The sequence below is a fragment of the Streptococcus mitis genome (assembly GCF_022137125.1).
GTDB classification, from domain to species: domain Bacteria; phylum Bacillota; class Bacilli; order Lactobacillales; family Streptococcaceae; genus Streptococcus; species Streptococcus mitis_CE.
Window position 1 is genome coordinate 52,435 of record NZ_JAKNEQ010000002.1, and the last position, 17,814, is coordinate 70,248.

The window sequence follows — 17,814 nt, forward strand, 5'->3', positions numbered from 1 at the left end:
GGAGGTAAAATCGTGGGTCAAAAAGTACATCCAATTGGTATGCGTGTCGGCATCATCCGTGATTGGGATGCCAAATGGTATGCTGAAAAAGAATACGCGGATTACCTTCATGAAGATCTTGCAATCCGTAAATTCGTTCAAAAAGAACTTGCTGACGCAGCAGTTTCAACTATCGAAATCGAACGCGCAGTAAACAAAGTTAACGTTTCACTTCACACTGCTAAACCAGGTATGGTTATCGGTAAAGGTGGTGCTAACGTTGATGCACTCCGTGCGAAACTTAACAAATTGACTGGAAAACAAGTACACATCAACATCATCGAAATCAAACAACCTGATTTGGATGCTCACCTTGTAGGTGAAGGAATTGCTCGTCAATTGGAGCAACGTGTTGCTTTCCGTCGTGCACAAAAACAAGCAATCCAACGTGCAATGCGTGCTGGAGCTAAAGGAATCAAAACTCAAGTATCAGGTCGTTTGAACGGTGCAGATATCGCCCGTGCTGAAGGATACTCTGAAGGAACTGTTCCACTTCACACACTTCGTGCAGATATCGATTACGCTTGGGAAGAAGCAGATACTACATACGGTAAACTTGGTGTTAAAGTATGGATCTACCGTGGTGAAGTTCTTCCAGCTCGCAAAAACACTAAAGGAGGTAAATAACCAATGTTAGTACCTAAACGTGTTAAACACCGTCGTGAATTCCGTGGAAAAATGCGCGGTGAAGCAAAAGGTGGAAAAGAAGTAGCATTCGGTGAATACGGTCTTCAAGCTACAACTAGCCACTGGATCACTAACCGCCAAATCGAAGCTGCTCGTATCGCCATGACTCGTTACATGAAACGTGGTGGTAAAGTTTGGATTAAAATCTTCCCACACAAATCATACACTGCTAAAGCTATCGGTGTGCGTATGGGATCTGGTAAAGGGGCACCTGAAGGTTGGGTAGCACCAGTTAAACGTGGTAAAGTGATGTTCGAAATCGCTGGTGTATCTGAAGAGATCGCTCGCGAAGCGCTTCGTCTTGCTAGCCACAAATTGCCAGTTAAATGTAAATTCGTAAAACGTGAAGCAGAATAAGGAGAAGGCATGAAACTTAATGAAGTAAAAGAATTTGTTAAAGAACTTCGTGGTCTTTCTCAAGAAGAACTCGCGAAGCGCGAAAACGAATTGAAAAAAGAATTGTTTGAACTTCGTTTCCAAGCTGCTACTGGTCAATTGGAACAAACAGCTCGCTTGAAAGAAGTTAAAAAACAAATCGCTCGTATCAAAACAGTTCAATCTGAAGCGAAATAATAGACTAGGGAAGGAGAAATTTCAATGGAACGCAATAATCGTAAAGTTCTTGTTGGACGTGTTGTATCTGACAAAATGGACAAGACAATCACAGTTGTAGTTGAAACAAAACGTAACCACCCAGTCTATGGTAAACGTATTAACTACTCTAAAAAATACAAAGCTCATGATGAAAACAATGTTGCCAAAGAAGGCGATATCGTACGTATCATGGAAACTCGCCCGCTTTCAGCTACAAAACGTTTCCGTCTTGTAGAAGTTGTTGAAGAAGCGGTCATCATCTAATCAAACCTGAAAGGAGAAAACTGAAATGATTCAAACAGAAACTCGTTTGAAAGTCGCAGACAACAGCGGTGCTCGCGAAATCTTGACTATCAAAGTTCTTGGTGGTTCAGGACGTAAATTTGCAAACATCGGTGATGTTATCGTGGCATCTGTAAAACAAGCTACTCCTGGTGGTGCGGTTAAAAAAGGTGACGTTGTTAAAGCAGTTATCGTTCGTACTAAATCAGGTGCTCGTCGTGCTGATGGTTCATACATCAAATTTGACGAAAACGCAGCAGTTATCATCCGTGAAGACAAAACTCCTCGCGGAACACGTATCTTTGGCCCAGTTGCACGTGAATTGCGTGAAGGTGGCTTCATGAAGATCGTGTCACTTGCTCCAGAAGTACTTTAATTTTTAGAAACAAACTAGTCCCCTGGATTTACCTCCAGGGTGCCCTTATGGGCGTAAGAAAAATCAAGGAGAAACCTAATGTTTGTAAAAAAAGGCGACAAAGTTCGCGTAATCGCTGGTAAAGATAAGGGAACAGAAGCTGTTGTCCTTACTGCCCTTCCAAAAGTAAACAAAGTTATCGTTGAAGGTGTTAACATCGTTAAGAAACACCAACGTCCAACTAACGAACTTCCTCAAGGTGGTATCATCGAGAAAGAAGCAGCTATCCACGTATCAAACGTTCAAGTTTTGGACAAAAATGGTGTAGCTGGTCGTGTTGGTTACAAATTTGTAGACGGTAAAAAAGTTCGCTACAACAAAAAATCAGGCGAAGTGCTTGATTAATCACGAAGGAAAGGAGAAGTATAATGGCAAATCGTTTAAAAGAAAAATATCTTAATGAAGTAGTTCCTGCTTTGACAGAACAATTCAACTACTCATCAGTGATGGCTGTGCCTAAAGTAGATAAGATCGTTTTGAACATGGGTGTTGGTGAAGCTGTATCAAACGCTAAAAGCCTTGAAAAAGCTGCTGAAGAATTGGCACTTATCTCAGGTCAAAAACCACTTATCACTAAAGCTAAAAAATCAATCGCCGGCTTCCGTCTTCGTGAAGGTGTTGCGATCGGTGCAAAAGTTACCCTTCGTGGTGAACGTATGTACGAATTCTTGGATAAATTGGTTTCAGTTTCACTTCCACGTGTACGTGACTTCCACGGTGTTCCAACAAAATCATTTGATGGACGCGGAAACTACACACTTGGTGTGAAAGAACAATTGATTTTCCCAGAAATCAACTTCGATGACGTTGACAAAACTCGTGGTCTTGACATCGTTATCGTAACAACTGCTAACACTGACGAAGAGTCACGTGCATTGCTTACAGGCCTTGGAATGCCTTTTGCAAAATAATATAGGAGGTAAATCTAATGGCTAAAAAATCAATGATTGCTAAGAACAAACGTCCAGCGAAGTTCTCTACTCAAGCTTATACTCGTTGTGAAAAATGTGGTCGTCCACATTCAGTTTACCGCAAATTTAAACTTTGCCGTGTTTGCTTCCGTGAATTAGCTTACAAAGGACAAATCCCAGGCGTTACCAAAGCATCTTGGTAATATCATGATACGAAGAGCGTAACAACCACAGCAAAAATAGGAAATTTGGTGTAGGAGCGATGCTCCAAAACAAATTTATCTTTTTTGCACAGGTTGTAGCTCGTGTTCAAATAAGAGTTTTCTCATTTGAATGTATCAATACTATCTGAGCCTAGCTCAATCATTAACTAGCAAGTGCAACTTGCAAACTACTAGTAAGAGGAGAAAAACAAAATGGTTATGACTGACCCAATCGCAGACTTCCTAACTCGTATTCGTAATGCTAACCAAGCTAAACACGAAGTACTTGAAGTACCTGCATCAAACATCAAAAAAGGGATTGCTGAAATCCTTAAACGCGAAGGTTTTGTAAAAAACGTTGAAATCATCGAAGATGACAAACAAGGCATCATCCGTGTATTCCTTAAATACGGACCAAACGGTGAAAAAGTTATCACTAACTTGAAACGTGTTTCTAAACCAGGACTTCGTGTCTACAAAAAACGTGAAGACCTTCCAAAAGTTCTTAACGGACTTGGAATTGCTATCCTTTCAACTTCTGAAGGTTTGCTTACTGATAAAGAAGCACGCCAAAAGAATGTTGGTGGAGAAGTTATCGCTTACGTTTGGTAAAATCAAGATACAAAGCTCGTAAAGAACAAAGCAAAATTAGAAAGTTGGAGAAGTTTGTTTACAAACAAGCCAACTTATCTATTTTGCACAGTTCTTAGAGCGTGTTCAGTTCAGCTCTTGAACTAAATAAGTATCTGAACCCCGTGAAAACTGGCCGTTCTGGCCTGACAATTTAACAGGAGAAAATAAACATGTCACGTATTGGTAATAAAGTTATCGTGTTGCCTGCTGGTGTAGAAATCACTAACAATGACAACGTTGTAACTGTAAAAGGACCTAAAGGAGAACTTACTCGTGAGTTCTCAAAAGATATTGAAATCCGTGTGGAAGGTACTGAAGTAACTCTTCACCGTCCAAATGATTCAAAAGAAATGAAAACTATCCACGGAACTACTCGTGCCCTTTTGAACAACATGGTTGTTGGTGTATCAGAAGGATTCAAGAAAGAACTTGAAATGCGCGGGGTTGGTTACCGTGCACAACTTCAAGGATCTAAACTTGTTTTGGCTGTTGGTAAATCTCATCCAGACGAAGTTGAAGCTCCAGAAGGAATTACTTTTGAACTTCCAAACCCAACAACAATCGTTGTTAGCGGAATTTCAAAAGAAGTAGTTGGTCAAACAGCTGCTTACGTACGTAGCCTTCGTTCACCAGAACCATATAAAGGTAAAGGTATCCGTTACGTTGGTGAATTCGTTCGCCGTAAAGAAGGTAAAACAGGTAAATAATGTTGAGTGGTTGAGTCTCAACCACCAACCTATTTTCCAACTTTGTGCATAGCACACGATTTAAAACTAAAGAGGTGAAAACTGTGATTTCAAAACCAGATAAAAACAAACTCCGCCAAAAACGCCACCGTCGCGTTCGCGGAAAACTCTCTGGAACTGCTGATCGCCCACGTTTGAACGTATTCCGTTCTAATACAGGCATCTACGCTCAAGTGATTGATGACGTAGCGGGTGTAACGCTCGCAAGTGCTTCAACTCTTGACAAAGAAGTTTCAAAAGGAACTAAAACTGAACAAGCCGTTGCTGTCGGTAAACTCGTTGCAGAACGTGCAAACGCTAAAGGTATTTCAGAAGTGGTGTTCGACCGCGGTGGATATCTATATCACGGACGTGTGAAAGCTTTGGCTGATGCAGCTCGTGAAAACGGATTGAAATTCTAATAGGAGGACACTAGAAAATGGCATTTAAAGACAATGCAGTTGAATTAGAAGAACGCGTAGTTGCTGTCAACCGTGTTACAAAAGTTGTTAAAGGTGGACGTCGTCTTCGTTTCGCAGCTCTTGTTGTTGTTGGTGACCACAACGGTCGCGTAGGATTTGGTACTGGTAAAGCTCAAGAAGTTCCAGAAGCAATCCGTAAAGCAGTAGATGATGCTAAGAAAAACTTGATCGAAGTTCCTATGGTTGGAACAACAATCCCACACGAAGTTCTTTCAGAATTCGGTGGAGCTAAAGTATTGTTGAAACCTGCTGTAGAAGGTTCTGGAGTTGCCGCTGGTGGTGCAGTTCGTGCCGTTGTGGAATTGGCAGGTGTGGCAGATATTACATCTAAATCACTTGGTTCTAACACTCCAATCAACATTGTTCGTGCAACTGTTGAAGGTTTGAAACAATTGAAACGCGCTGAAGAAGTTGCTGCCCTTCGTGGTATTTCAGTTTCTGATTTGGCATAAGAAAGGGGATAAAATGGCTCAAATTAAAATTACTTTGACTAAGTCTCCAATCGGACGCATTCCATCACAACGTAAAACTGTTGTAGCACTTGGACTTGGCAAATTGAACAGCTCTGTTATTAAAGAAGATAACGCTGCTATCCGTGGTATGATCACTGCAGTATCTCACTTGGTAACAGTTGAAGAAGTAAACTAATGAATTTTTAGGGGATGTGCACTATACCATCCCCTAAAACTAGATATAGTCATCTATGATGACGTCGTATAGGCGAGTTGATGGGGGAGACAACCTTTTCTCCCTTATCGGCGCTAGCATTTTACAAAAGAGGAGAAAATAAAAATGAAACTTCATGAATTGAAACCTGCAGAAGGTTCTCGTAAAGTACGTAACCGCGTTGGTCGTGGTACTTCATCAGGTAACGGTAAAACATCTGGTCGTGGTCAAAAAGGTCAAAAAGCTCGTAGCGGTGGCGGAGTTCGCCTTGGTTTTGAAGGTGGACAAACTCCATTGTTCCGTCGTCTTCCAAAACGTGGATTCACTAACATCAACGCTAAAGAATACGCAATTGTGAACCTTGACCAATTGAACGTCTTTGAAGATGGTGCTGAAGTTACTCCAGTTGTTCTTATCGAAGCAGGAATTGTTAAAGCTGAAAAATCAGGTATTAAAATTCTTGGTAACGGTGAGTTGACTAAGAAATTGACTGTGAAAGCAGCTAAATTCTCTAAATCAGCTGAAGAAGCTATCACTGCTAAAGGTGGTTCAGTAGAAGTCATCTAAGAGAGGTGACCTATGTTTTTTAAATTATTAAGAGAAGCTCTTAAAGTCAAGCAGGTTCGATCAAAAATTTTATTCACAATTTTTATCGTTTTGGTCTTTCGTATCGGAACTAGCATTACAGTTCCTGGTGTGAATGCCAATAGCTTGAATGCTTTAAGTGGATTATCCTTCTTAAACATGTTGAGCTTGGTGTCAGGGAATGCCATGAAAAACTTCTCAGTTTTTGCTCTTGGTGTTAGCCCCTACATTACGGCCTCTATCGTTGTCCAACTCTTGCAAATGGATATTTTACCCAAATTTGTAGAGTGGGGTAAACAAGGGGAAGTAGGTCGAAGAAAATTAAATCAAGCTACTCGTTATATTGCTCTTGTTCTAGCCTTTGTGCAATCGATCGGGATTACAGCTGGTTTTAATACTTTGGCTGGAGCTCAATTGTTGAAAACAGCTCTTACTCCACAAGTCTTTATCATGATTGGTATCATCTTAACAGCTGGTAGTATGATTGTGACTTGGTTGGGAGAGCAAATTACAGATAAGGGATACGGAAATGGTGTTTCTATGATTATCTTTGCCGGGATTGTTGCCTCAATTCCAGAGATGATTCAGGGCATCTATGTGGACTACTTTGTGAACGTCCCAAGTAGCCGTATCAACTCATCCATCATTTTCGTAATCATTTTGATTATTACTGTATTGTTGATCATTTATTTTACAACTTATGTTCAACAAGCAGAATACAAAATTCCAATCCAATATACTAAGGTTGCACAAGGTGCTCCATCTAGCTCTTACCTTCCTTTGAAGGTAAACCCTGCTGGAGTTATCCCTGTTATCTTTGCAAGTTCGATTACTGCAGCGCCTGCGGCTATTCTTCAGTTTTTGAGTGCTACAGGTCATGATTGGGCTTGGGTAAGAACAGCACAAGAAATGCTGGCAACAACTTCACCAACTGGTATTGCTATGTATGCTTTATTGATTATTCTCTTTACATTCTTCTATACGTTTGTACAGATTAATCCTGAAAAAGCGGCAGAGAATCTACAAAAGAGCGGTGCCTATATCCACGGAGTTCGTCCTGGTAAAGGTACAGAAGAATATATGTCTAAACTTCTTCGTCGTCTTGCAACTGTTGGTTCTCTCTTCCTTGGTGTGATTTCTATTTTACCGATCGTAGCAAAAGATGTTTTCGGACTTTCAGAAGCAGTTGCTTTTGGAGGAACCAGTCTTTTGATCATTATCTCTACAGGTATTGAAGGAATCAAACAATTGGAAGGCTACCTATTGAAACGTAAGTATGTTGGTTTCATGGACAGAACAGAATAAAAGTAATTACTGAATCAGTAATTACTGAGGGAGTGGAGGTTTAACTCTAACATTTGTGAGAGTTTGGTCTCCCCTCTTCTATTTTGTTTTTAAATAGGGGTGAAAAGACTTTTTGCTTCTATTTAAAAATAAAATAAGGAGATCAAATCATGAATCTTTTGATTATGGGCTTACCTGGTGCAGGTAAGGGAACTCAAGCAGCAAAAATCGTAGAACAATTCCATGTTGCACATATCTCAACAGGTGATATGTTCCGCGCTGCAATGGCAAATCAAACTGAAATGGGTGTTCTTGCTAAGTCATACATTGACAAGGGTGAATTGGTTCCTGACGAAGTTACAAATGGAATCGTAAAAGAACGTCTTTCACAAGATGATATTAAAGAAACAGGATTCTTGTTGGATGGTTACCCACGTACAATCGAACAAGCTCATGCCTTGGACAAAACATTGGCTGAACTTGGCATCGAACTAGAAGGTGTTATCAACATAGAAGTGAATCCAGATAGCCTCTTGGAACGTTTGAGTGGTCGTATCATCCACCGCGTAACTGGAGAAACTTTCCACAAGGTCTTTAACCCACCAGTTGACTATAAAGAAGAAGATTACTACCAACGTGAAGATGATAAGCCTGAGACAGTCAAACGTCGTTTGGATGTGAATATTGCTCAAGGGGAACCAATCATTGCTCACTACCGTGCCAAAGGTTTGGTTCATGACATCGAAGGTAATCAAGATATCAATGATGTCTTCTCAGATATCGAAAAAGTATTGACAAATTTGAAATAAAGCGTTTTTCACACTTGCAAAAATCCGCTACAAATGTTATACTGAGATAGTCTGACTTATAATTGTTGTCTCTGTGTCTAGAGGCATCGAATCGAAATTTATGGAGGTGCTTTTGCGTGGCAAAAGACGATGTGATTGAAGTTGAAGGCAAAGTAGTTGATACAATGCCGAATGCAATGTTTACGGTTGAACTTGAAAATGGACATCAGATTTTAGCAACAGTTTCTGGTAAAATTCGTAAAAACTATATTCGTATTTTAGCGGGAGATCGTGTTACTGTCGAAATGAGTCCATATGACTTGACACGTGGACGTATCACTTACCGCTTTAAATAATCGAAAAACTTGGAGGGATAAGAAATGAAAGTAAGACCATCGGTCAAACCAATTTGCGAATACTGTAAAGTTATTCGTCGTAATGGTCGTGTTATGGTAATTTGCCCAGCAAATCCAAAACACAAACAACGTCAAGGATAAGATAGAAAGGAGAAAACATGGCTCGTATTGCTGGAGTTGACATTCCAAATGACAAACGCGTAGTAATCTCATTGACTTATGTTTATGGTATCGGACTTGCAACATCTAAGAAAATTTTGGCTGCTGCTGGAATCTCAGAAGATGTTCGTGTACGTGATCTTACATCAGATCAAGAAGATGCTATCCGTCGTGAAGTGGATGCAATCAAAGTTGAAGGTGACCTTCGTCGTGAAGTAAACTTGAACATCAAACGTTTGATGGAAATCGGTTCATACCGTGGTATCCGTCACCGTCGTGGACTTCCTGTCCGTGGACAAAACACTAAAAACAACGCTCGCACTCGTAAAGGTAAAGCTGTTGCGATTGCTGGTAAGAAAAAATAATATAGGAGGTAAAAGTCTTGGCTAAACCAACACGTAAACGTCGTGTGAAAAAGAATATCGAATCTGGTATTGCTCATATTCACGCTACATTTAATAACACTATTGTTATGATTACTGATGTGCATGGTAATGCAATTGCTTGGTCATCAGCTGGTGCTCTTGGTTTCAAAGGTTCTCGTAAATCTACACCATTCGCTGCTCAAATGGCTTCTGAAGCTGCTGCTAAATCTGCACAAGAACACGGTCTTAAATCAGTTGAAGTTACTGTAAAAGGTCCAGGTTCTGGTCGTGAGTCAGCTATTCGTGCGCTTGCTGCCGCTGGTCTTGAAGTAACAGCAATTCGTGATGTGACTCCAGTGCCACACAATGGTGCTCGTCCTCCAAAACGTCGCCGTGTATAATCATCGCATTACACTGCTTTTCGTTTAAGAGGGAGTAACTAAATGATCGAGTTTGAAAAACCAAATATAACAAAAATTGATGAAAATAAAGATTATGGCAAGTTTGTAATCGAACCACTTGAACGTGGCTACGGTACAACTCTTGGTAACTCTCTTCGTCGTGTACTTCTAGCTTCTCTACCAGGAGCAGCTGTGACATCTATCAATATTGATGGTGTGTTACATGAGTTTGACACAGTTCCAGGTGTTCGTGAAGACGTGATGCAAATCATTCTGAACATTAAAGGAATTGCAGTGAAATCGTACGTTGAAGACGAAAAAATCATCGAACTGGATGTTGAAGGTCCTGCTGAGGTAACAGCTGGTGACATTTTGACAGATAGCGATATTGAAATTGTAAATCCAGATCATTATCTCTTTACAATCGGTGAAGGTTCTTCCCTAAAAGCGACTATGACTGTTAACAGTGGTCGTGGATATGTACCTGCTGATGAAAATAAAAAAGATAATGCACCAGTTGGAACACTTGCTGTAGATTCTATTTATACACCAGTTACAAAAGTCAACTATCAAGTGGAACCTGCTCGTGTAGGTAGCAATGATGGATTTGACAAATTAACCCTTGAAATCTTGACAAATGGAACAATTATTCCAGAAGATGCTTTAGGGCTTTCAGCACGTATTTTGACAGAACATCTTGATTTGTTTACAAATCTTACTGAGATTGCTAAGTCAACTGAAGTGATGAAAGAAGCTGATACTGAATCTGACGACCGTATTTTGGATCGTACGATTGAGGAACTGGACTTGTCTGTGCGTTCATACAACTGTTTGAAACGTGCCGGTATCAATACTGTGCATGATTTGACAGAAAAATCTGAAGCAGAGATGATGAAAGTACGAAATCTTGGACGCAAGAGTTTGGAAGAAGTGAAACTCAAACTCATTGATTTGGGTCTTGGATTAAAAGATAAATAAAGGAGGAATAAATGGCTTACCGTAAACTAGGACGCACTAGCTCACAACGTAAAGCAATGCTTCGCGATTTGACAACTGACCTTTTGATCAACGAATCAATCGTGACAACTGAAGCTCGTGCTAAAGAAATCCGTAAAACTGTTGAAAAAATGATTACTCTAGGTAAACGTGGTGATTTGCATGCACGTCGTCAAGCAGCTGCTTTCGTACGTAATGAAATCGCATCTGAAAACTATGATGAAGCAACTGATAAGTACACTTCTACTACAGCACTTCAAAAATTGTTCTCAGAAATTGCACCTCGTTATGCTGAACGTAACGGTGGATACACTCGTATCCTTAAAACTGAACCACGTCGTGGTGATGCAGCGCCAATGGCGATCATCGAATTAGTATAAAATCATCAATTTTGTTGAGTGTTATGATGATGGAGTCTTGTGCTCTTAGTCTAGCTCTGGTCTACCGCTAGGATTTCGGTCCTAGCGGGAACACTCATCATAAGTTGGGATAGTAGACGCTTGTTTACGAAATTGTTTTTTTCTTAAGAACAACTTCGTAAGCAGGCGTTTTTGAGTATTTTAGTTAGAATTATGCTATACTATTTGAAAAGAATCCTGTTTAATGTTCAGGTTTCCTATTAAAAGAAGAATTGGAGTTTGCTTATGAAAGCGATTATAACTGTTGTTGGTAAAGATAAATCTGGAATTGTTGCAGGTGTTTCTGGTAAAATAGCAGAATTGGGTTTGAATATTGATGATATCTCTCAAACTGTCTTGGATGAATATTTCACGATGATGGCTGTCGTCTCTAGTGATGAAAAGCAAGATTTTACACGTCTTCGTAATGAATTTGAAGCTTTTGGGCAAATTTTGAATGTGAAAATCAACATTCAGAGTGCAGCGATTTTCGAAGCTATGTATAATATCTAGGAGGTTATCATGGATATTAGACAAGTTACTGAAACCATCTCCATGATTGAGGAGCAAAACTTCGATATCAGAACTATTACCATGGGGATTTCCCTATTGGACTGTATCGATCCGGATATCAATCGTGCTGCGGAGAAAATTTATCAAAAGATTAGGACCAAGGCAGCTAATTTAGTGGCTGTTGGCGATGAAATTGCGGCTGAGTTGGGGATTCCAATCGTTAATAAGCGTGTATCGGTGACTCCTATTTCTCTGATTGGGGCGGCGACAGATGCGACAGACTATGTGGTTCTGGCAAAAGCACTTGATAAGGCTGCGAAAGAGATTGGTGTGGACTTTATTGGTGGTTTTTCAGCCTTGGTACAAAAGGGTTATCAAAAGGGAGATGAGATTCTTATCAATTCTATTCCTCGTGCTTTGGCTGAAACGGATAAGGTCTGCTCGTCAGTCAATATAGGCTCAACCAAGTCTGGTATCAATATGACGGCTGTCGCAGATATGGGACGAGTTATCAAGGAAACGGCAACTCTATCTGATATGGGGGCAGCTAAGTTGGTTGTATTCGCTAATGCTGTTGAGGACAATCCATTTATGGCGGGTGCCTTCCATGGTGTTGGGGAGGCAGATGTTATCATCAATGTCGGAGTTTCTGGTCCTGGTGTGGTCAAGCGTGCCTTGGAAAAAGTTCGTGGAGAGAGTTTTGATGTAGTAGCCGAAACGGTCAAGAAGACTGCCTTTAAAATCACTCGTATCGGTCAATTGGTTGGTCAAATGGCTAGTGAGAGACTGGGTGTGGAGTTTGGTATTGTGGACTTGAGTTTGGCGCCAACCCCTGCGGTTGGAGACTCTGTGGCACGTGTTCTTGAGGAAATGGGTCTAGAAACAGTTGGCACGCATGGAACGACGGCTGCCTTGGCTCTCTTGAATGACCAAGTTAAGAAGGGCGGAGTGATGGCCTGCAACCAAGTAGGTGGTTTGTCTGGTGCTTTTATCCCTGTTTCTGAGGATGAGGGGATGATTGCAGCAGTGCAAAATGGCTCTCTTAATTTAGAAAAACTAGAGGCCATGACGGCTATCTGTTCTGTTGGTTTGGATATGATTGCCATTCCAGAAGATACGCCTGCTGAAACCATTGCGGCTATGATTGCGGATGAGGCTGCAATTGGTGTCATTAACATGAAAACAACAGCTGTACGTATCATTCCCAAAGGAAAAGAAGGCGATATGATTGAGTTTGGAGGCCTATTAGGAACTGCGCCTGTTATGAAGGTCAATGGGGCTTCGTCTGTTGATTTCATCTCTCGTGGAGGACAAATTCCAGCACCAATTCATAGTTTTAAAAATTAAGAAAATAGGAGAAATTTTAAGTTCTATTTAAGGTTTGCTGTGTATACTATAATCATTAAATAAAGACCTCCTAATATTATTTGAAACAGATAACACTGATTTAGTTTGAATTTGATTTTCATCTAATATCTTTATTTAATAGAACTCCTAAACTTTTTCATAATAATCTCCTGCAAAAGTCGCCTGTAAGGGTGGCTTTTGTTTTATCATCCATGATATAATAGAAACAAATGGAGGACGGAAAATGGTAAAAGTACGATTGTATTTGGTACGTCATGGCAAGACCATGTTTAACACGATTGGTCGCGCGCAAGGTTGGAGCGATACTCCCTTAACAGCTGAAGGTGAACGAGGGATTCAAGAATTAGGAATCGGTTTGAGAGAATCTGGTTTGCAGTTTGAGCGCGCTTATTCCAGTGATTCTGGTCGCACCATTCAGACCATGGGAATCATCCTTGATGAACTTGGTTTGCAGGGGAAAATCCCTTATCGCATGGACAAGCGTATCAGAGAATGGTGTTTTGGTAGCTTTGACGGGGCCTACGATGGCGATCTTTTCATGGGCATTATTCCTCGTATCTTTAATGTGGACCACGTTCACCGATTGTCTTATGCTGAACTGGCTGAGGGTTTGGTAGAGGTCGATACAGCTGGTTGGGCTGAAGGCTGGGAAAAACTCAGTGGCCGAATCAAGGAAGGTTTTGAAGCGATTGCCAAAGAAATGGAAGAACAAGGTGGGGGCAATGCCCTTGTCGTCAGCCACGGAATGACCATTGGAACCATTGTTTATTTGATTAATGGCATGCATCCGCATGGTCTAGATAATGGTAGCGTGACGATCCTTGAATATGAGGACGGCCAGTTTAGCGTAGAAGTTGTCGGCGACCGTAGTTACCGAGAACTAGGACGTGAGAAGATGGAAGAAGCCTCTATTTAATCAGTCTAGACTTGCTGGTTATGAACTAGGGATTTGATAAGAATATCAAGATAAGAAAAAACAGCCGAGGGTAATCTTATCGGCTGTTTTTGATGGGGGAAACTAAAGTGTAATGCTGTTGCTTTTAGAGATTTTCATAAACAAGAGCAAGGAACCTACTGTTAGAACAGTCAGGATAGTTGACAAGGCTGCGGCTACACCGTAATTCCCTCTGAGAACCTCTGTATAAATGGCTACAGTCATTGTTCTTGTTTTGACATTGTAGAGGAGGATAGAAGTAGAGAGTTCTGAAATCATTGTGACCCAAGATAGGATGGCTCCAGAAATAATACCAGATAGCATCATTGGAGTTGTAATCTTGGCAAAGGTATTGAGACGGCTACTTCCTAAGCTTTCAGCAGCTTCTTCAATACTTGGGGCTATTTGTTGCAAGCTAGCAACAGATGAGCGAATAGTATACGGTAATCTTCTGACAGATAGGGACATAATTAAGATGAAAGCTGTCCCTGTAATCATAAGAAATCCACTTCCAAATAGACCGGTATTGAAGGAAGAAATGAAGGCAATCCCTAGAACAGTTCCGGGTACAATATAAGGGACCATACTGAGGCTGTCAATTAAGTTTGTAAACAAATTCCGTTTTCTAACGGCTAGGTAGGAGATAAATGTTGCGAATAGGACAACTAGAACTAAGGCAATCAAAGGGATACGAATAGTATTGAAAATAGCAGATCCCATACGATTGAAAGCTACCTTGTAACTGTTTAGAGAATAACCTTTGACAAATACCATACCTGATGTTTTTAGGAAAGAAGTATAAATCAAGTAGACTTGAGGTAGAACAGAGAACAAGATAATTCCGTAGACTGTTGCATAAATGGCAGCCATTTTTCCTTTTGTAGTTTTTTTAGGCTCAATTGGATGGAGCGAATTCATGCTGAAACTGTAGCGGTTTGAGATGTATTTTTGGATAAGGAAGATTGCCAAGGCAATGATAATCGCCATAATTGCTAAAGCAGATGCAAAAGCAGAATTTCCTCCAACCTCGCTAATGAATTGGGTATAAATCAAGACGGGGAAAGTCCGATATCCTTCACCAATCAACATAGGCGTTCCAAAATCTGAGAATGCTCTCATAAACACAAGCAGGGCAGCAGCTAGTAAGGTTGGAACTAGGAGAGGTAAAACAACCGTTACGATACGCTTAAATCCGAAGGACCCCATGCTTTCAGCAGCTTCAAGTAGAGAATTGTCAATACTTTTCATTGTCCCAGCAACGTATAGAAATACCAGTGGGAATAGTTGCAGTGTAAAGACAAGTACAATTCCTTTGAATCCATAAATATCAATAGCTGGAAGATGAAGAGTATTTGTCATGAATTTTGTGATGACCCCATTTCGTCCCAGCAAGAGAATCCAGGAGTAGGCTCCCACGAAAGGAGCTGACATGGAAGCAATGATAATCAATATTTGTAGAAATTTCTTTCCCTTGAAGTCATACATGGAAAAAAGATAAGCTAATAGGGTTCCTACAACTAAGGAAGTGACAGTAGCGGTAATGGAAACCTTGAAACTGTTGACAAGTGTCTCAGAGTAGTAGGCTTTACTAAAGAAAGTGACAAAATTAGCTAGTGAGAATTGTCCTTCATGTATGAGTGCTTGCTTGAGCACGGTAACGATAGGATAAACGAGAAAGACAAGATAGGTAAGAAAGATGAAGAAAGAGGAGGCTGTCCAAATATTTAGTTTTTTACGTTCCATGGTTGACTCCTTTTATCAGGTTTTGGGAACCATCTGCAGAAAAGACGTTTAATTTTTGAGTATTGATTCGTAGACGAATACGATCGCCTTTTTGTAGATCTTCTTCAAAAGTTGATTCTTCGCTAACTTGAATTTTTGAGGCAAATCCTGTTTCGATGAAGTATTCAGTATTCAGTCCAAGATAGACGCTATCGCTAATAATTCCTTCAATATCTCCAGATTCATCTTTAATGAATTCTTCAGGACGAATACTTACATGAATAGCTTGTGCTTCAGCCTGATCAAGGGCTGGCATTCGAAGGGCATAGCCATCTGAAAAGACGATATAAGCGCCGTCGCTCCGTTTTTCGAGATTGGCAGGGATAATATTTGTGCGTCCGATAAAGGTTGCTACAAACTCATTAGCTGGTTTATGATAGAGTTCTTTTGGTCGGCCGATTTGTTGAATCACCCCATCTTTCATAACAGCAATTTGGTCTGAAATAGCCATAGCTTCTTCTTGGTCGTGGGTCACATAAACAGTTGTAATTCCCACTTCGTGTTGGATTTCTCGAATGGCTTGACGCATATCCAAGCGAAGTTTGGCATCTAGATTACTAAGGGGCTCGTCCATGAGGAGAACACTTGGATTAACAGCTAAGGCGCGTGCCAAGGCGACACGTTGTTGTTGTCCACCACTAAGTTTATCGGGCTTTCGATCCGCATATTGAGCAATTTGCATGAGTTCAAGATACTTATTGGTCTGTTGGACCAATTCTTCTTTAGGGACTTTCTTTTGCTTGAGACCAAAAGCAACATTATCTCGAACAGTCAAATGTGGGAAAATAGCGTAGTTTTGAAAAACCATCCCTATATTGCGTTTGCTGGGTTCCATATTATTGATTTTTGTATCATCGAAGTAAAATTCTCCGCCTTCGATACTGTTGAAACCTGCAATCATACGAAGAAGAGTCGTTTTCCCACAACCTGAAGGCCCAAGAAGGGTAAAGAGACTTCCTTTTGGAATTGTAATGTTCAAATTCTCAATAACAGGGACATCGTGGTAGATTTTTTTGGCGTTAATAATTTTGATCTCACTCATAGTGAACCTCTTTTACTGTTTAGATTGGATATCTGTAAAGACTTCGTTGTATTTCTTAACAATATCTGATTTATTCTTGATGACATAATCATAATCTTCAGTGAGTGTTTTGATTTTGTCAATTGGTTTCATGTTTTCGCTTGTTTTGGCATTTTTACGAACAGGACGGTTAGTAGTGGTTGTACCAAGTGTATCTTGTACTTCTTGAGAGATAATAAAATCGATAAATTTCTTGGCATTTTCCATATTTTTCGCTTTTTTAACGATAGCAGCACTAGCAGGTAGGAAGACGGTTCCTTCTTTTGGATAGACTACCTTGATATTAGCTCCGTCATTTAAGAGTTTAACTGCTGGATCTTCATAAGAGAGACCAACAGCCATTTCTCCGTCAGCGACTGCTTTATAGACACCAGATGAGCTTGAACCGATTTTACCATCAATAAGTGTGAAGAGATCTTTTACATAAGACCAAGCTTTATCGTCTTTGTAACCACCTTGAGCTTGTAGCATATTTGTTAATTGAGCAAAGGCGCTAGAAGAGTTTGCTGGGTCAGCAGTTGCGATTTTTCCTTTTAGTTCAGGTTTGAGAAGGTCGCTATATCCTTCGATGTTCATGCCTTTTGTTAAATCAGGATTGACGATTAAAACACTACCATCTAGTGTATAAGGTGTAGAGTAGCCAGTTGTGTTTTGATATTCTTTGATAACATTATCATTTTCTTTTGAAGTATAGTTTTCAAAGAGTTCTCCGTGGGTAGCATATTGCGTATAAGAACCACCAAAGATGACATCGGCTACAGGAGCTTCTTTTTCTGACTCTAGTTTTTTGAAAAGTTCTCCAGTACCAGCTTGAATCAGTTCTACTTTGATACCATATTTTTCTTCAAAGGCAGGAATAGTTGCTCCGATTAAGCCCTCTGAGTTTGGTGAATAAACGACTAGCGAACCGCCGTCTCCTTTATCAGATGAACCGCCATCGGCAGATTCATTAGAAGAACAAGCAGCAAGACCAAAAAGGGCTAGTCCGCAAGCAGCATAATACATCCATTTCTTTTTCATGATGGATACCTCCGTTGTGTTATTTAAGTTTATTTTAAAACAATGTAAGCGTTTTTAAAACCGATAATTCTATTCTATTAGAGTAAAATTCTCTACAAAAACGGAAGTAATCTTTTGATTTTATAGTAGGGTTCGACAATTAATAAT

Annotated in this window: 28 protein-coding genes; 25 read left to right on the top strand and 3 right to left on the bottom strand. The window is 40.3% G+C overall.

Going from position 1 to position 17,814, the window contains the following annotated elements; translation table 11 throughout:
* The first annotated feature begins 12 nt into the window (after window positions 1-12).
* From rpsC to L0P31_RS02355, 25 genes are all read left to right on the top strand, one after another.
* Window positions 13-666 (top strand): 30S ribosomal protein S3, encoded by a 654-nt coding sequence (gene rpsC / locus L0P31_RS02235; RefSeq protein WP_000529936.1) that lies wholly within the window; start codon window positions 13-15, stop codon window positions 664-666.
* A 3-nt stretch (window positions 667-669) separates the two neighbouring features.
* Complete coding sequence (gene rplP, locus L0P31_RS02240) at window positions 670-1,083, top strand: 50S ribosomal protein L16 (RefSeq protein WP_000960946.1); 414 nt, start codon at window positions 670-672, stop codon at window positions 1,081-1,083.
* A 9-nt stretch (window positions 1,084-1,092) separates the two neighbouring features.
* Entirely contained in the window at window positions 1,093-1,299 is a 207-nt protein-coding gene (rpmC, locus tag L0P31_RS02245; protein WP_000772918.1) for a 50S ribosomal protein L29, read from the top strand.
* A 24-nt stretch (window positions 1,300-1,323) separates the two neighbouring features.
* The gene (rpsQ, locus tag L0P31_RS02250; RefSeq protein ID WP_000440801.1) at window positions 1,324-1,584 is read left to right on the top strand and encodes a 30S ribosomal protein S17; all 261 of its coding nucleotides are present in this window, start codon (window positions 1,324-1,326) and stop codon (window positions 1,582-1,584) included.
* Window positions 1,585-1,609: 25 nt separating this feature from the next.
* Complete coding sequence (rplN, locus tag L0P31_RS02255) at window positions 1,610-1,978, top strand: 50S ribosomal protein L14 (RefSeq protein WP_000616545.1); 369 nt, start codon at window positions 1,610-1,612, stop codon at window positions 1,976-1,978.
* 78 nt (window positions 1,979-2,056) lie between these two features.
* A complete protein-coding gene (gene rplX, locus L0P31_RS02260) occupies window positions 2,057-2,362 on the top strand; it encodes a 50S ribosomal protein L24 (protein WP_000497691.1) in 306 nt (101 codons plus the stop codon).
* Window positions 2,363-2,385: 23 nt separating this feature from the next.
* The gene (gene rplE / locus L0P31_RS02265) at window positions 2,386-2,928 is read left to right on the top strand and encodes a 50S ribosomal protein L5 (RefSeq protein ID WP_000013542.1); all 543 of its coding nucleotides are present in this window, start codon (window positions 2,386-2,388) and stop codon (window positions 2,926-2,928) included.
* A gap of 17 nt (window positions 2,929-2,945) precedes the next feature.
* On the top strand, window positions 2,946-3,131 hold the full coding sequence (locus L0P31_RS02270; RefSeq protein WP_001085697.1) for a type Z 30S ribosomal protein S14: 186 nt from the start codon (window positions 2,946-2,948) through the stop codon (window positions 3,129-3,131).
* 213 nt (window positions 3,132-3,344) lie between these two features.
* Window positions 3,345-3,743, top strand: a complete 399-nt coding sequence (gene rpsH / locus L0P31_RS02275) for a 30S ribosomal protein S8 (RefSeq protein ID WP_000245504.1) — start codon at window positions 3,345-3,347, stop codon at window positions 3,741-3,743.
* A gap of 191 nt (window positions 3,744-3,934) precedes the next feature.
* On the top strand, window positions 3,935-4,471 hold the full coding sequence (gene rplF / locus L0P31_RS02280; protein WP_000086626.1) for a 50S ribosomal protein L6: 537 nt from the start codon (window positions 3,935-3,937) through the stop codon (window positions 4,469-4,471).
* 83 nt (window positions 4,472-4,554) lie between these two features.
* On the top strand, window positions 4,555-4,911 hold the full coding sequence (gene rplR / locus L0P31_RS02285) for a 50S ribosomal protein L18 (RefSeq protein ID WP_000624044.1): 357 nt from the start codon (window positions 4,555-4,557) through the stop codon (window positions 4,909-4,911).
* A 17-nt stretch (window positions 4,912-4,928) separates the two neighbouring features.
* Window positions 4,929-5,423: a 30S ribosomal protein S5 gene (gene rpsE, locus L0P31_RS02290; protein ID WP_000874202.1), complete on the top strand. Its 495-nt coding sequence runs from the start codon at window positions 4,929-4,931 to the stop codon at window positions 5,421-5,423.
* 13 nt (window positions 5,424-5,436) lie between these two features.
* A complete protein-coding gene (rpmD, locus tag L0P31_RS02295; RefSeq protein WP_000057241.1) occupies window positions 5,437-5,619 on the top strand; it encodes a 50S ribosomal protein L30 in 183 nt (60 codons plus the stop codon).
* Between the two features lie 144 nt (window positions 5,620-5,763).
* Window positions 5,764-6,204 (top strand): 50S ribosomal protein L15, encoded by a 441-nt coding sequence (gene rplO, locus L0P31_RS02300; RefSeq protein ID WP_000766087.1) that lies wholly within the window; start codon window positions 5,764-5,766, stop codon window positions 6,202-6,204.
* A 12-nt stretch (window positions 6,205-6,216) separates the two neighbouring features.
* Window positions 6,217-7,527, top strand: a complete 1,311-nt coding sequence (secY, locus tag L0P31_RS02305) for a preprotein translocase subunit SecY (RefSeq protein WP_000465403.1) — start codon at window positions 6,217-6,219, stop codon at window positions 7,525-7,527.
* A gap of 149 nt (window positions 7,528-7,676) precedes the next feature.
* Window positions 7,677-8,315 carry an adenylate kinase gene (locus tag L0P31_RS02310; RefSeq protein WP_001050436.1) on the top strand — a complete coding sequence of 213 codons (639 nt, stop codon included), beginning with the start codon at window positions 7,677-7,679 and terminating at the stop codon, window positions 8,313-8,315.
* A 116-nt stretch (window positions 8,316-8,431) separates the two neighbouring features.
* Window positions 8,432-8,650 carry a translation initiation factor IF-1 gene (gene infA / locus L0P31_RS02315; protein WP_001029883.1) on the top strand — a complete coding sequence of 73 codons (219 nt, stop codon included), beginning with the start codon at window positions 8,432-8,434 and terminating at the stop codon, window positions 8,648-8,650.
* Window positions 8,651-8,674: 24 nt separating this feature from the next.
* The gene (gene rpmJ, locus L0P31_RS02320) at window positions 8,675-8,791 is read left to right on the top strand and encodes a 50S ribosomal protein L36 (RefSeq protein WP_001808836.1); all 117 of its coding nucleotides are present in this window, start codon (window positions 8,675-8,677) and stop codon (window positions 8,789-8,791) included.
* A 17-nt stretch (window positions 8,792-8,808) separates the two neighbouring features.
* On the top strand, window positions 8,809-9,174 hold the full coding sequence (gene rpsM / locus L0P31_RS02325; RefSeq protein WP_000090781.1) for a 30S ribosomal protein S13: 366 nt from the start codon (window positions 8,809-8,811) through the stop codon (window positions 9,172-9,174).
* A gap of 17 nt (window positions 9,175-9,191) precedes the next feature.
* Window positions 9,192-9,575, top strand: coding sequence for a 30S ribosomal protein S11 (gene rpsK, locus L0P31_RS02330; RefSeq protein ID WP_001118385.1), 384 nt, complete (start codon window positions 9,192-9,194; stop codon window positions 9,573-9,575).
* A gap of 42 nt (window positions 9,576-9,617) precedes the next feature.
* On the top strand, window positions 9,618-10,553 hold the full coding sequence (locus L0P31_RS02335) for a DNA-directed RNA polymerase subunit alpha (protein WP_000568988.1): 936 nt from the start codon (window positions 9,618-9,620) through the stop codon (window positions 10,551-10,553).
* Between the two features lie 11 nt (window positions 10,554-10,564).
* Window positions 10,565-10,951 carry a 50S ribosomal protein L17 gene (rplQ, locus tag L0P31_RS02340; protein ID WP_000331493.1) on the top strand — a complete coding sequence of 129 codons (387 nt, stop codon included), beginning with the start codon at window positions 10,565-10,567 and terminating at the stop codon, window positions 10,949-10,951.
* A 264-nt stretch (window positions 10,952-11,215) separates the two neighbouring features.
* Window positions 11,216-11,482: an ACT domain-containing protein gene (locus L0P31_RS02345; RefSeq protein ID WP_000644120.1), complete on the top strand. Its 267-nt coding sequence runs from the start codon at window positions 11,216-11,218 to the stop codon at window positions 11,480-11,482.
* A gap of 9 nt (window positions 11,483-11,491) precedes the next feature.
* Window positions 11,492-12,829 carry a PFL family protein gene (locus tag L0P31_RS02350; protein WP_084927967.1) on the top strand — a complete coding sequence of 446 codons (1,338 nt, stop codon included), beginning with the start codon at window positions 11,492-11,494 and terminating at the stop codon, window positions 12,827-12,829.
* Window positions 12,830-13,073: 244 nt separating this feature from the next.
* Window positions 13,074-13,766 carry a histidine phosphatase family protein gene (locus tag L0P31_RS02355; protein WP_238095573.1) on the top strand — a complete coding sequence of 231 codons (693 nt, stop codon included), beginning with the start codon at window positions 13,074-13,076 and terminating at the stop codon, window positions 13,764-13,766.
* 102 nt (window positions 13,767-13,868) lie between these two features.
* Here the strand turns inward: L0P31_RS02355 and L0P31_RS02360 are convergent, their stop codons facing one another.
* From L0P31_RS02360 to L0P31_RS02370, 3 genes are read right to left on the bottom strand one after another with little or no spacing between them, the layout of a single operon-like run.
* Window positions 13,869-15,527 (bottom strand): ABC transporter permease, encoded by a 1,659-nt coding sequence (locus L0P31_RS02360; protein WP_000440018.1) that lies wholly within the window; start codon window positions 15,525-15,527, stop codon window positions 13,869-13,871.
* On the bottom strand, window positions 15,517-16,608 hold the full coding sequence (locus L0P31_RS02365) for an ABC transporter ATP-binding protein (protein WP_001289697.1): 1,092 nt from the start codon (window positions 16,606-16,608) through the stop codon (window positions 15,517-15,519). The genes L0P31_RS02360 and L0P31_RS02365 overlap by 11 nt, the downstream gene beginning before the upstream one ends.
* A 12-nt stretch (window positions 16,609-16,620) precedes the next feature.
* A complete protein-coding gene (locus tag L0P31_RS02370) occupies window positions 16,621-17,667 on the bottom strand; it encodes an ABC transporter substrate-binding protein (RefSeq protein WP_000731166.1) in 1,047 nt (348 codons plus the stop codon).
* Window positions 17,668-17,814 lie beyond the last annotated feature (147 nt).